The organism is Candidatus Cardinium hertigii (genome assembly GCF_003788695.1).
Genome location: NZ_RARA01000026.1, coordinates 1 through 15,030, shown reverse-complemented (window position 1 = coordinate 15,030; position 15,030 = coordinate 1). Strand labels below are relative to the sequence as shown.

Below are 15,030 nucleotides of genomic sequence, written 5' to 3'. Positions count from 1 at the left end.
TGTTTTCTATTGCAATGGCCTCGTGATACCATTTTTAGTTTTACGTCTCTTTATGCATTCTATTTGTTTTTTTAAAAAAGTTTCCTTAAATTTGTGGGGTAGATTATAAGAGGCATCCGTTTAAGCATATTTTAAGGTTTAAGGCGCAATCCTCGAAAAGGTAACTATTTTATAGGCTACCATATTATGCCATTTGAACTAAATACGACGAGAGCGGAGAGCAGGTTATAGTATGGCCCATTATGTTTAATAAAATTAAATTATAATATGTATGTATATAAAAAGATTTAGGTACATTTTTTTTGTATCAGGGATATTGCAGTTGGGGGTAATTTGTAGTTGTTCCAAACAAATGCTGCATATAAATAATGATCAATGCGAAAGAGATACAGCTACATTTTCTCATGCAACACCAGAAAATGTAAATAAAGAAGATGAGAACGGAAATACACCCTTACATTTTGCAGTTTGTCAAGGTAATCTAGCACTCGTTCAACTCATACTTGAACATGGCGCAACAGAGCGTGTAAATAAAGAAAATAAGAATGGATATACACCCTTATATCTTGCAGTTATAGCAGTTATAAATGACAATGTAGATTTAGCCGTTGATTTAGCTAAATGCTTACTGCCTTATGCAACACCAGAAAATGTAAATAAAGAAAATAAGAATGGAGATACACCTTTACATCTTGCAGTCTATAAAGGTAATCTAGCACTCGTTCAACTCTTACTTGAACATGGCGCAACAGAAAGTGTAAATAAAGAAAATAAGGACGGAGATATACCCTTATATCTTGCAGTTATAAATGACAATGTAGATTTAGCCGTTGATCTAGTTAAATGCTTACTGCCTTATGCAACACCAGAAAGTGTAAATAAAGCAAATGAGAACGGAAATACACCCTTACATTTTGCAGTCCGTCAAGGTAATCTAGCACTCGTTCAACTGTTACTTGAACATGGCGCAACAGAGCGTGTAAATAAAGAAAATAAGGACGGAGATACACCTTTACATCTTGCAGTCTATAAAGGTAATCTAGCACTCGTTCAACTCTTACTTGAACATGACGCAACAGAAAGTGTAAGTAAAGAAAATAAGGACGGAGATATACCCTTATATCTTGCAGTTATAAATGACAATGTAAATTTAGCCGTTGATCTAGTTAAATGCTTACTGCCTTATGCAACACCAGAAAGTGTAAATAAAGAAAATAAGAATGGAAATACACCTTTACATCTTGCAGTCCATAAAGGTAATCTAGCACTCGTTCAACACTTACTTAAACATGGCGCAACAGAGCGTGTAAATAAAGAAAATAAGGACGGAGTTACACCCTTATATTTTGCAATTATGCATGACAATGTAGATTTAGCCGTTGATCTAGTTAAATGTTTACTGCCTTATGCAACACCAGGAAGTGTAAATAAAGCAAACGAGAGTAGTGGAGATACACCTTTATATCTTGCAGTCCATAAAGGTAATCTAGCACTCGTTCAACTCATATTTGAACATGGCGCAACAGAGAGTGTAAATAAAGAAAATAAGAATGGAGATACACCTTTACATCTTGCAGTCCATAAAGGTAATCTAGCACTCGTTCAACTCTTACTTGAACATGGCGCAACAGAAAGTGTAAATAAAGAAAATAAGAATGGATATACACCCTTATATCTTGCAGTTATAAATGACAATGTAGATTTAGCCGTTGATCTAGCTAAATGCTTACTGCCTTATGCAACACCAGAAAATGTAAATAAAGAAAATGAGAACGGAAATACACCCTTACATTTTGCAGTCTTTCAAGGTAATCTAGCACTCGTTCAACTCATACTTGAACATGGCGCAACAGAGCGTGTAAATAAAGAAAATAAGAATGGATATACACCCTTATATCTTGCAGTTATAAATGACAATGTAGATTTAGCCGTTGATCTAGCTAAATGCTTACTGCCTTATGCAACACCAGAAAGTGTAAATAAATCAAACGAGAACGGATATACACCTTTATATTTTGCAGTCCATAAAGATAATCTAGCACTCGTTCAACTCATACTTGAACATGGCGCAACAGAGAGTGTAAATAAAGCAGACGAGGATGGATATACACCTTTATATGTAGCTGCTATACGCGGATATAGAGCCATTGCAACACTATTACTGGAACAGCCTAATATTCAGATTGATTATAATCATCACTTGAACCAGCAACTCAGGGATCTGATAACACAGCCAATCAGGGAACGTTTGGATCGCATCTTAAACATTCGTCATTTTATGAGAAATGATCGAAAACGTTAGTGCCAACTATGGGATTGTATTATCGTTGTAGCGTACTTTACTTCACCATATATATCTGGGTATCCGTTCAGTGGTCTGGTCCATGCGTATTCGTGTTTGTATCCGTTCACCTATGTTTTCTAATGCCTGTTAGCGTACTTATCAAACTTGATTACCAGTAATATTATGAATAATAAAATGCCACACTTTTAAGTTTGCTTCAACTATATATTACTGTGTGTTTAAGACACACATAATCTTTAGATTGATAAACAATAAATTACTATTGTAAGGTTAGGGAAGCGCATGCAAAAAATTTAAATTTGGGTACGTCATATTAATTATGTTTTAATAAAACTGCTTTTTCGTTTTTATGATAAGTGACAATTATTTTATCTTTCCTACCGCATAAAAAGTTTGAAGCAAGCAATTTCGCTTTTTCTATTGCAATGGCCTCAATAAATATATCTGTGTTGGGTATGTGCACATTTTTAATTATTTTGTTTTCTAGTTATCCTTTATTCCAGCGGCTAGGGCTTCAAAAATTGCAATAAGTGCGTTTTTGAATTAAGCATAGCGGGTTAATTTAATAATGCAATGCCAGTTTTTAAGTGCGTGCAATATAGAAGCTAGTATAAAGGGGCTGGTAGTATTGTCACAGTTAACGTGGCTTTATCGGTATTTTTTGCTAACTTTTTAGCCCAATCATATCTAAACCAGTGAAACATGCTTGGTTGTATCGTCATGTAGGTTTCTATGAGTAGCGTGCCATCTAAAACAGTATTTACAAAACTGACGCTACCTAATGCTTTATTTTTAACATCAGACAAAGTCCAATAAATTTGAATTACGTTCGAAACGTTCATTATGGCTTCTGATTCTACCTTTTCTATCTTGTCCTCTACATTAAAAGGATAGTGAACAATTTTTATTTCACTTTCTTCATCTAATGAAATTTTTTCACCAGTAATATGTATAAAATTTTCTCCATCCCAACACATCCAACGTGATTTGCTGTTTATAGTGCGCGCATATAGCAAACTTGCAGTCTGCTCACTAATAAAAGAGCGCATAATTTTACCTTCTTTGTTCTTTTTACCAAATTCTAATATGAGCACTTTGTTATGCTTGGGCCTAAAATTGTTAATACCAACGAAGTTAAAAATCTTACTATCTTTAGCCTTTTTAAGCACCTGCGTATCACTATCTATCATCCATGAACAGGTAGCATCTTCTTCCGTCCATGTATTGTATTTTAATGCATTAGGTAGTTGTATATTATTTTCATAATTACTACTGGGATATAACATTAAAATTGGTATATGTTGATAAACAATATTATCTGGAAGCTTTTCTTTGTAAGATTCTTGAAAGTTTTCTCTATAAAATGAGTTGTAAGCGGCAGGTCCAGATATTGCTACAGTTGCACTAGATCCGGCTTCCAATCCATCCTTTCTATAAGACAAAAAGTTTATATCCAGATTTGTGATATTTTTTTTATCTCCAATCTTCTTAAGCCTCGCATAGTTACCAGAAATCTTTTTGATAAGCTTTGTAATATCATTATTTTCAGAACCTGTATCACAATGAGTTGCAATAAATGAGTTATTACATAGATATCCTATACTAGATGTCCTAAAATGATTCTTCATAATTTTTATTTCACCTAATGGAGCAAAAATTTCTTTAATAGATTTTGATGAAATGTTGTTTGATGTATATTGTATGGATTGTATTATTTCTTTTAATTTCCAGTAATATGCTATATCTTTTTTTATGGATATCTGTGTATGTTTTCTGTTTATTTCTATTTGTTTTCTACTCATTTCGCTACTAATACAGCTACTAGGATACAATAAAAAAATACCCGTAGGGGGGGGATACATCATATGTAAATAATGATTTGATAAATCATTTCTACCATCCAATCTCAATGCTGCTGGAACATTGTTAAGTAACTGCTCTGTTTGAACAGTATATAGCACTCTATTCAGTTCTATCTTGTTGTCTTCTAGATTTTTAAAATCTGAAAATATATCTATATGCTCCTGAAAGGGCGGAAGAAGATCAACATCAATGTAAATGCCTCCGTACTGTTTTATAATTTCTAAGCGAGCACAATCTGATGCTGATGCGCAATTCATTCTTAATGATAACTCTTGGTTATAAGGATCTTTTAAAGTCCATGCATCTATCTTGCCATCCGTACGTATATCTCTTATTTTATATAAGTTATGCTTCTGCTGCTGGAATTCTTTAATTGCTTGTTGATTCTGTTCTAATTTGTCTTGAAAATTCTCTTTTTCTGTTACTATCTTTTCCTGCGTAAGAAAGCGAACACGAATAACATCAGGATTCTCGCAGGAGTTATTTATTGCATTAAACAACTGATCTTGTAAATCATTAACTTGTGTTATATAGTTACTTGGGAAGTTTTTCTTAACATATTCTTTGATTTTCTCATTGGTTTCATAAACTATTAAAGCTTGTGAATCATACCAAATATTAATTTGGTATCCATCACCATTATTCACTTGATACCATGTTTCAATATAGCTTTTTTGGATTTTTCCTAGTGGACTGCCTAACCAAATAAAGTGAAGCTCTTTAGGCACGGGTGAACTTAAAGTATTATAAACTTCTAATTGTACTTTAGCTAATTTCTTATCAAGTTCTTCTATTTCTGTTTTTGTACTAATATTAACCATTTGGTTATTCCAACATGCGATTTTGATTATTGTACGTAGCACGTTAATTTCTTGATATTTTTCTTCCTGAGTAATATTATCTCTTTTTAAATTATCTAAACAATCTTGAACTTTTCTAGCATAAGCAGCTGTGAAATATCTACTATTTAAATTTTGAATATTATCTAATAATCCTCTAACAAAATCCGGACTGCTAGAATTGCTAGTAGGTATGTGTTGCATATTTAGTTTAATTTTAGTTTTCATTTCATGCCTATATGTGTTACATGAAACAAAAAAACTACACACTAACCACATTATGGTAAACGAGATTTGAAAAACAATCCTAAACATATTGTACTATAATAAATTTGATGCTTTACATATAGCGGTTAATCAACTTTAAGTAAACTAGAATTTTTATAACAGAAGAAACCTTTTAGTAAAATTTTTTGGAATTGCTAATGAAAGGTATATATACAATATAAAGAAAATCAGGAACGACGAAAGAATTTAGGAATGTTTTCTAAAGCTGGGAAAGCAGAACGCACGATCTGAGATCAAATAGTTGTTTGTTTTACCCTTTGTAAGGCCGCCTTCTTACTTATCTTCGTTAGTTAATAACGTTTTTAACCTGTTTATAAATATGTTATCATATCTATCCTGTGTTAATAATCCCATTTAATTAATTATAATCATATTGTGTCACTCAAACAAAGCGGTCAATTACGTCTAGCCGATATTTCAGCGATCCGCCATAAGTGTAAGCATACTTGCTTTTCTTTTTTATTGAAAAGTTTATTGCAAATCTCAAAAAAGTATGTACCTTTGTTCCATAAGCAGTCGAGCCATTAACAACTAAACGAGTGGCTAATGGTTATTGATTGTTTATAGTTCTTTGAAATTGATGCAGGTAAGAAGCTCACTGGATATAGTTTAGTGAGAAGAGGGAAGTGTGTGACTCAAAAAAATCATTCCCGATGTTATAATTGGGAATACATTAATAATAGAAAGAAGAGTTTGATCCTGGCTCAGGATAAACGCTAGCGGCAGGCCTCATACATGCAAGTCGAGGGGCAGCGGAACACTTCGGTGTTGCCGGCGACCGGCGCACGGGTGCGTAATGCGTATGCAATCTACTTTACACTGGGGCATAGCTTCCGGAAACGGAAATTAATACCCCATATAATCTTATTAACGCCTGTTAAAAAGATGAAAGCTCCGGCGGTGTAAAATGAGCATGCGTCCTATTAGCTAGTTGGAGAGGTAATGGCTCACCAAGGCGATGATGGGTAGGGGTTCTTAGTGGAAGGTCCCCCACACTGGCACTGAGATACGGGCCAGACTCCTACGGGAGGCAGCAGTAGGGAATATTGGTCAATGGGCGCAAGCCTGAACCAGCCATGCCGCGTGCAGGATGAAGGCTCTCTGAGTTGTAAACTGCTTTTGTATAGGAACAAAAAAGCTTCTGCGGAGGTTCTTGAGGGTACTATAAGAATAAGCACCGGCTAATTCCGTGCCAGCAGCCGCGGTAATACGGAAGGTGCAAGCGTTATCCGGTTTTATTGGGTTTAAAGGGTGCGTAGGCGGTTTATTAAGTCAGTTGTGAAATCCTAGTGCTTAACGCTAGAACTGCAATTGATACTGGTAGACTTGAGTTAAGAAGAGGTAAGTAGAATTTATGGTGTAGTAGTGAAATGCTTAGATATCATAAGGAATACCAATAGCGTAGGCAGCTTACTGGTCTTTAACTGACGCTGAGGCACGAAAGCGTGGGGAGCAAACAGGATTAGATACCCTGGTAGTCCACGCCGTAAACGATGATCACTAGATATGCACGATATATCGTGTGTGTTCAAGCGAAAGCGTTAAGTGATCCACCTGGGGAGTATACTCGCAAGGGTGAAACTCAAAGGAATTGACGGGGGTCCGCACAAGCGGTGGAGTATGTGGTTTAATTCGTTAATCCGCGAGGAACCTTACCTGGGCTAGAATGTATTTTGCAACCTCGAGAAATTGAGGGTTCCTTCGGGACGGAATACAAGGTGCTGCATGGCTGTCGTCAGCTCGTGCCGTGAGGTGTTGGGTTAAGTCCTATAACGAGCGCAACCCTTTTACTTAGTTGCCAGCACGTAATGGTGGGGACTTTAAGTAGACTGCCCGTGTAAGCGGGAGGAAGGAGAGGATGAGGTCAAGTCATCATGGCCTTTATGCCCAGGGCTACACACGTACTACAATGGCATGTACAGAAGGAAGCTACTTGGTAACAAGATGCAAATCTTAAAAGCATGTCTCAGTTCGGATTGGGGTCTGCAATTCGACCCCATGAAGTTGGAATCGCTAGTAATCGCGTATCAGCAATGACGCGGTGAATACGTTCTCGGACCTTGTACACACCGCCCATCAAGCCATGGGAGTTGGTAGAGCTTGAAGACAGTGGCCGTAAAAGGAGCTGTTTAGTGTTAGACCAGCGACTGGGGCTAAGTTGTAACAAGGTAGCCGTACCGGAAGGTGTGGCTGGAACACCTCCTTTATAGAGTGGGTTGCTGTCCCTCTTTTCTTACCTCATCTTTTTTAAAGTTCTTTTCTTCCTTTTTAAGACCCGGTATATAGAAAAAAATAATATTTTAGGCATTTTCTTACTATTTGGTATATCTTACTTACTGATGTTACGTGCATAAGATATTGCATCCTTATTCTAAAGGGTTAAATCAGTTTCTGATAGTACATGGTAGCAGCCGTACGCTTGTAAAAATATAAGCGCGAACCATTGGATGGTTTGTTTATTTAAAGAATTTGATGGAGTTATTGATTATCAGTGTTGGCATTATATTTGCTCTTTTTTCAACGTTTGTTTTGAGCTATATCTCTATGACAACCACTATGGGTCCGTGGATGGCTCCTACCCTCGTGCTTTTGGGCCATTTCATTTTCAAGTTTACATCTAAACAGAGCACCGCTTCGAAAAATAAATCCATTGCATCTATGCAAGCCCTCGGTAGTGTGGGTGGCATTTTGGCAACGGGAGTAGGCTTTGCATTACCTATGCTCCATTTTCTTGATCCTACCGTTTTTAAATCATGGATCGAATCTCCCTTTTATTTTTGTACCGTCATGGCAGCTTTGTGCATCTGTGCCGGAGGCCTTGGACTTATTATTGGGAAACAACTTAGTAGCCATTTTATTGAGGAGAAACAATATCCTTTTCCTGTTAGTAAACTCACCCACCAAGTTATAACGTCTCAAACGCATCCGCAACAAGCCAAAGCTATGACAATTGGGATTCTTGCAACCTTGGTGCTATTTAGCATCCGTGATGGTATTGGGCGCCTTGGAGCATTGATTGCAAAGACATATTATATATTCCCGTCGCTGTTGGGACAAAAGCTCCCTTTCGCCATTATCCCAAGTTTGTGGTCTATTGGTTATAGTGTAGGATTTTCAGTTACTATTCCACTCTTAGTGGGGTTAATATCAAAAGATCTACTGCTCGGTCCACTTGCAGAGCATATAAGCTTTGTTTCGTTTCACCTTTTTTCGTTCAGCTTTTTTCCCGCTCTACCAGTAGGAAAGTTTATTATTACCTTTAGCAGTGGATTGGTGCTATGGGAACTTATTTCAGGAGTAAGTGGATATGTAAGAAAGGGGATAGGTCAGCTCCAAAAAGGAGTAGGGGGGTGGGTTGAAAAACTTTCTTTTTCATCATTCAGTTCTCGTAAATGGGGAATAGAAACCGTTTGGATCGGCCTTGGTATTATCATTTTGTTTTGGCACTTTAAATTTAGCCTATTGTCTCAATTGCTTTTNTATAAAACAGGGATGTTATGCGGTATACCACAAAAAAAGATGTATCGTTATCAGTGGATAGGATTGATTGCCACTTCATTTGGAATTGGTATCTGCCTATGGTTGCTGTTTATCCATCTTCCATTGGGAACAGAGGCTCTTTTTGCCCAAAGAAGTAAAGCAAAAGCATTATTACTCCAATCCCTAGATTTTAATCTTTCTATTGTAAGTTTAGGGTGCCTGTTTGGGTGGATGTTAAAAAAAATTAAATTAAATCCAAGCATGGTTTTGGGGGGGCTACTTATGCCTAATAGTATCACATGTGGGCTTTTGTTAGGCAGTCTTTCTACCCTGATTTTTAAAAATAAAGATAAGGCGCAACCGATCTGCGCAGGTATTCTGGCAGTAGAAGCCCTCTGGGTAATTATTTCCATTTTTTCAGGGATGATATAGCGTATCTGTTTACTTGCGTGGTAAGGATATTATTAGTATCCGTTCAGTGGTGTGGCCAAAATCTATACAATATGGCTACCACGCCAGTGAACAGATACTTAATAAAAGCCATCTTCCAAGTGTACTACCTCAATACCTTCGTTTTTACTTCCTAAAATAGATATAATATCAAAACGCACCGCTTTATTGTAGTGTTGGATGCGTAAATAATGGGCTGCAGCTAATCGAATAAAACGCATTTTCTTTTGGTTAACAAAATTTTCTGGATGACCAAATAAATTATTTTTACGAGCTTTGACTTCAACAAAGACGATAAGTTGATCTTTCTTAACAATAAGATCTATTTCGAATCGTTTATAACGAAAGTTCTGATCCAAAATACTAAAACCTTTTTTTACTAAATAATCTGCTGCAACAGCTTCTGCATATTGACCAAAAATTCGAGAAGCATTTTTCATTGGCATAGTATAGTATAGTATAGTATAGTATAGTATAGTATAGTATAGTATGTAAAGTAGTTCAGCGCATTATACGTAACTAGAGCTGATTTGGATCAATTGCTTGCATCTGTTCAGTTTTAAATGCTTTCTAAAACAAAACGCCTATAAATCATCCATAGATCATACAATCTGACTGATGCACTACTCAAGATGGAAAAAAATCATTGTGAAGTAGGCGCTATAAAGTATAGATAAACAATTGATGGTTGTTGTGCAAGTGGGCTAAGTAGTGAGTTACTCAGTGCTATTTTTTTGCATAAAATAAAAGATAAGCCTCTTGAGAGGCTTTGATGGCTGCTGATGAATCAAGACGAGTTATGATTTTATCATCTGCCCAATACCATTCCCCTTTTCGCTTTACATAAGCAGTGTAGTGGCCACTATGTAGGCTGGGTCCATGATGCACAATAAATCCATGTAAACTAAAATTAGCATCGTTAATGCTAATCTCTTCTGTTCCTTTAAATTTATCTGTTATTTTTGTTTGGTTAGGATATCGTAATAATTGTATACATAGTTTAGAAGGAAGTTTATCTATTACTTCCTGAATTATATAATGTTCTGTTGATAGATCGTCTTTTGCAGGCTCCAAATTAGCCTCCAATAGAAAAGCTGTATCTAATTTTGAACTTATGTAGTCGTCTAATAACCGATATTCATTTAATTCTATTTCTAGATTAGTATCCTGTACTACCTCTTTTGCATTCAATTTAATCATTTGAGTGATGTAAGGTTGGGCTCTTACTCCTTCCCCTAGATTTATTTTAATTATATGTTCCATCTCGTTACTTCTTTTTTTAATTCGCATTTTCCCTTCTTTGTCTTTAATACCAATGAATGTATATTTACTATAGCGATGCTCGTCTAAAAAAGGGTAAGATTCGTTAAGATAACGTAAAAACTCTTCAGAATCATGTTGTTGTCGTGATTGTGCCATTGTTCCCGCTTTACCTTCTAGTTCAGTCGTGAATTTCCTTACATAACCATCATTGCAAGATTGTGAATCGATAGGGTTCTTGTTGATTTCGTTTATGATTTCCTTTAGTGGAGTACTATCTCGCACATCATCGCTATACAGCGCTGCAATGATTTGTAGCACTGCATTCATGTAACAAGTATTACCAAGATTAGCAATACCAGAAAAGGGCATATTAGAAGCTTGTGGTGAAGGTGATGGCATCGGACTTGTATGTGCACCGCTACCTTTTGAACCAGTTGAACTAGATGGATGGTAAACGAAATTATTGCAACTATTAGCAGTATCAGATCGTTTTGGAGAATTTTCAGGTAAAGAGAGCTGTGTCAAGTATGGATTTTTTTCATTATTTATCTCATTATTAACTATTAATTTAGGACCGCTTACAGAACCCCTGCATTGATTTGCTGCTATGATCACATAGCATAATAAGCCACTAATCAAAATGAGGCCTCTTTGGTATGACCTTAATATTTTAAGCAAATAAGATTTTTTCATATTCATAGATAATATCTATTATATAGTTTTTAATATTGTGGTAATGTTTGCATTAAATTTGGCTGTGTAACCTGCTTATGCTAAGCATTCTACTGCAAATATAAAATAAATTCTAATAATTATAATATTTAGCTATAAATGTATCCGTTCAGTGGTGTGGCTATTATTGATTATAAACTAAAAAATTAAAACAAAGATATTTATAAGTAATTGTTCAATACATATGTACTTTATAAAAGTACTGTAAATGAACTTTAAAAACAAAACGTTAAAAATTACTTTTTGGGTAAAATATAAAATAAATATATCATTAGATCCTTTTTACTATGAATTTCAGCACCTTGCCACACCATTGAACGGATACCTAATAAATTTATTAGCTATAAATTTATAGCGAGACCCTTGCAATAGAAAACTAAAAAACTGGAAACTGTAGCAATTGTATTATACAAATTTAAAGTTCTTTATAAGCTTGCAGCACTAAAATGTATGGCTTATGTCATTTTTAAGGCTTTTAACTAACACTTGGGTATAGATTTTCCTCTCTTATAAAATTTTTGTTTTCTATTGCAACGGCCTCATAATATATAAAATATGGCTACCACGCAGGTGAACGGACACCTTTTATATTACTTCTTTTTTTTCGATAAGGTGTGGCCTTCTTTTTTTTGTTCTAGCAACTTTTTCTTGCTGAGCCCATTCCTGGATAGCTTTGTGATTTCCAGAAAGCAATACATCTGGAACCATCATACCCTCATAATTGTAAGGCCGTGTATAAGCGGGTGGCGCTACTAATCCATCTTGAAAAGAGTCTGCCAGTACAGAAGAAGCATCTGATATAACGCCTGGTATAACCCGAACTATAGCATCTGCTAATATGAGAGCAGGTAATTCTCCTCCAGAAAGCACGTAATCTCCAATACTGATTTCTAGTGTAATAAAGTGTTTACGTATGCGTTCATCTATTCCTTTATAATGTCCACATAATACCATTATATTTTGTTTGAGAGAACACTTATTCACCAAATCTTGCGTAAGCGGTTCACCATCTGGAGCCATATAGATAACTTCATCATAGTTTTGTTCTTTTTGAAGTGCTCTAATACAATTAGCAATTGGTTCCACCATTAATAACATACCAGCATCCCCTCCATAGAGCGAATCATCAATTTTATCATGTTTATATGGGGTGTAATGGCGTAAATTGTGTATGTTAATCGAGAGTAAATGCTGTTTAATGGCTCTCTGAAAAATGAAATGCTTCAGTGGACTTTCAAATAGCTGAGGCAGACAGGTAATAATATCGATTCTCATTCAAATTATATAAAATAGGAAAAGAAAAAAGTATGTTTAGTATGTGTTAGTATGTAAAGTCTGTTGAGTATTCCTTGAGTATTCCTTGAGTATTCCTTGAGTATTCCTTGAGTATTCCTTGGTCATAGGTCATAAGAAGTATGTAGCGAGAGGGGGACTCGAACCCCCGACCTTCGGGTTATGAATCCGATGCTCTAAACCGACTGAGCTACCTCGCCATTTCTTTGCTACTTCGTTATTTCATTGTCTTTTCCAGGCTGTAGTATCCATACTACTTAAATTGTTTCTATATTTATAATAAAGTTAATCACAAATTTGTAAAAATGGGTAACCTCGTTATAAAAAAAATAGATAAACTCCTGTTACGTAGTTTTATACCTACCTTTGTATTATTACTTGCATTGGTATTGTTTGTATTGGTCATACAAATGTTTTTTGTATTGTTTTCTAATATTGCAGGTAAAGGATTAGGCGTTCATTAATCTATTGATATTTTTGTGTAACAATTTCTTCCATATCTGTAACTAAATTTTCTTTAAATTCTATTTTTATGATCGATAACGTTTTCCATTATTATTTAATATTTTTAAATGATTCTGTTTAGACTGGAGTTCACGAGAATGCAATCATATTTTAATGAAGAGGAAAGCAATTTGCCTAAAANAAAAAAATAGATAAACTCCTGTTACGTAGTTTTATACCTACCTTTGTATTATTACTTGCATTGGTATTGTTTGTATTGGTCATACAAATGTTTTTTGTATTGTTTTCTAATATTGCAGGTAAAGGATTAGGCGTTCTGGTTTATACAAAGTTGTTGTTTTATATAGGTCTGCATGTATTTCCTAATGCTTTTCCTATTGCAGCGTTGATAGCCTCTCTTATTGTCTTTGGTAATCTTTCTGAAAGTTTTGAATTCACGGCCATGCGTTCTGTAGGCCTTTCTCTACAGCGTATTTTATGTTTTCCTTTTGTTTTTGTACTCTTTTTAAGCGGTGTACTCTTGTATTTCCAAGATTATATCCATCCCACTACCAACCATAAAATATTCTCTTTAATAATTGATGTCATGAATAAAAAATCTGCTTTGTTTATCCAACAAGGTGTTATTTGTAATAATATACCAGGATATAGTATTCATGTAAATAAAAAACTTGGCGATAATGAGCATATGGAGGGTATCATAGTGTATGATTATACCAAAACATATGGAACAATCGCAACTATTGCAGAAAAGGGTAAGCTTTACACTACACCAGATGAAGCCTATTTAGTTATGGAGCTTAGCAATGGATGTAATTATGTGGAGAAATTGCCAGATAAAAAATCTTCTAATAGCGATCAAAAGCAAACTTTCTATAGAAAGAAATTTTTAAAGCAAAAAATAAGAATTAGCCTAGAAGCGCTTAAACTGAGGAAATCCGATGAGAAATATACAAGCGAACCTAGAACAAGGGACCATTTACAACTAAAAAAATTAATTCAGGAAATAGAGCAAAAAATAGTGGAGGAAGGGAACGATAGCCATAATTTGCTTGTACAACAGGCTAGTCGTTATGGTATTTCAGAAAATACTTTTAAACCATCGAATGCAGATAATGGTGATCAGTTGCAATCCTCTTTCGAAAGTTCAACCTTGCTTCAAGATGCTGATTTTATAGCATTTAGAAATCAGCTTATAGAAAGCAAAACGCCTTCCAATCTAGAGAAAAAATGCCAACAGTATGGCGATACCCTGCAATGGATTACGCAACGGGCCTTACGTACTGTGGAGAAAATAAAGACTACGTTAACAATGCAACATGAGCATGTATTAGCAGTTAAACAATATTTAAATCAGGCTTTATTTGAGAAAGAGCGCCGTTTTGCTATAGCTATGCGGTGTGTTATAATGTTTTTATTAGCAGCACCTTTGGGTTGTATTATTAGGAGAGGTGGTTTTGGTGTATCCGTAATGATAAGTTTTGTTTTTATCCTGTTGGAATATATTCTTACTACGCTTGGAGAGACTTGGGCCATCGCAAATACTCTTTCTCCTTTTATATGTGCTTGGCTTGCTAACTTTACTGTACTGCCTTTTTGTTTTTTATTTTTAATAAAGGCCCAACGGGGTACTAGTTTATTTACAATCGATTGGCAACTAGTCTATTTAAGGATTAAAAAAATCATCCAACGAAGAATAAGTATACCATTATTCATTTAACAAAACTATTTTAATCCGTTGAAAATCCTATTTAATGAGGCCGTTGCAATAGAAAACTGCAGCTTTTTATAAAATTTTTGTTTTCTATTGCAACGGCCTCAAATTAACAAGTTGAGCCAATACGTTATGTCTCACTTACTGTAAGGAATAAGCCGCTATAAACACTGTTTAAGTGTATGAATAAAAGAGATATCAAGTCCAGTAATATGCGCAATAAGGGTATGATCCATATTATTAGCTAACATCTTTTGTGCTATTTCAGCTTTTTCTTTCTCTATACCTTTCTCTATACCTTTCTCTATACCTTTCTCTATACCTTTCTCTATACCTTT

General features: G+C 35.1%; 8 protein-coding genes, 1 tRNA gene and 1 rRNA gene. 5 read left to right on the top strand and 5 right to left on the bottom strand.

Going from position 1 to position 15,030, the window contains the following annotated elements; all coding sequences use genetic code 11:
• Positions 1-352: 352 nt before the first annotated feature.
• Positions 353-2,302 (top strand): ankyrin repeat domain-containing protein, encoded by a 1,950-nt coding sequence (locus EDM02_RS03970; RefSeq protein ID WP_221179604.1) that lies wholly within the window; start codon positions 353-355, stop codon positions 2,300-2,302.
• Between the two features lie 608 nt (positions 2,303-2,910).
• Here EDM02_RS03970 and EDM02_RS03965 read toward each other — a convergent pair.
• Positions 2,911-5,211, bottom strand: a complete 2,301-nt coding sequence (locus tag EDM02_RS03965) for a TcdA/TcdB catalytic glycosyltransferase domain-containing protein (protein ID WP_184891138.1) — start codon at positions 5,209-5,211, stop codon at positions 2,911-2,913.
• A gap of 765 nt (positions 5,212-5,976) precedes the next feature.
• Between EDM02_RS03965 and EDM02_RS03960 the strand changes: the two genes are divergently transcribed.
• Positions 5,977-7,501 (top strand): 16S ribosomal RNA (locus tag EDM02_RS03960).
• 266 nt (positions 7,502-7,767) lie between these two features.
• Positions 7,768-9,207, top strand: a complete 1,440-nt coding sequence (locus EDM02_RS06225) for an OPT/YSL family transporter (RefSeq protein WP_478210132.1) — start codon at positions 7,768-7,770, stop codon at positions 9,205-9,207.
• A gap of 98 nt (positions 9,208-9,305) precedes the next feature.
• On the opposite strand, the gene EDM02_RS03950 is transcribed toward EDM02_RS06225, so the two are convergent.
• The 4 genes from EDM02_RS03950 to EDM02_RS03935 all read right to left on the bottom strand — a co-directional run bounded on the left by EDM02_RS03950 (position 9,306) and on the right by EDM02_RS03935 (position 12,713).
• Positions 9,306-9,671, bottom strand: a complete 366-nt coding sequence (locus tag EDM02_RS03950) for a YraN family protein (protein ID WP_123662503.1) — start codon at positions 9,669-9,671, stop codon at positions 9,306-9,308.
• Between the two features lie 280 nt (positions 9,672-9,951).
• Positions 9,952-11,187 (bottom strand): ubiquitin carboxyl-terminal hydrolase family protein, encoded by a 1,236-nt coding sequence (locus EDM02_RS03945; RefSeq protein WP_123662505.1) that lies wholly within the window; start codon positions 11,185-11,187, stop codon positions 9,952-9,954.
• Between the two features lie 618 nt (positions 11,188-11,805).
• A complete protein-coding gene (gene trmD / locus EDM02_RS03940; RefSeq protein ID WP_123662507.1) occupies positions 11,806-12,495 on the bottom strand; it encodes a tRNA (guanosine(37)-N1)-methyltransferase TrmD in 690 nt (229 codons plus the stop codon).
• A gap of 143 nt (positions 12,496-12,638) precedes the next feature.
• Positions 12,639-12,713, bottom strand: a tRNA-Met gene (locus EDM02_RS03935).
• Positions 12,714-12,818: 105 nt separating this feature from the next.
• Between EDM02_RS03935 and EDM02_RS05700 the strand changes: the two genes are divergently transcribed.
• Positions 12,819-12,977, top strand: coding sequence for a hypothetical protein (locus EDM02_RS05700; protein ID WP_184891137.1), 159 nt, complete (start codon positions 12,819-12,821; stop codon positions 12,975-12,977).
• 188 nt (positions 12,978-13,165) lie between these two features.
• A complete protein-coding gene (locus EDM02_RS03930; RefSeq protein ID WP_123663263.1) occupies positions 13,166-14,698 on the top strand; it encodes an LptF/LptG family permease in 1,533 nt (510 codons plus the stop codon).
• Positions 14,699-15,030: the final 332 nt, after the last annotated feature.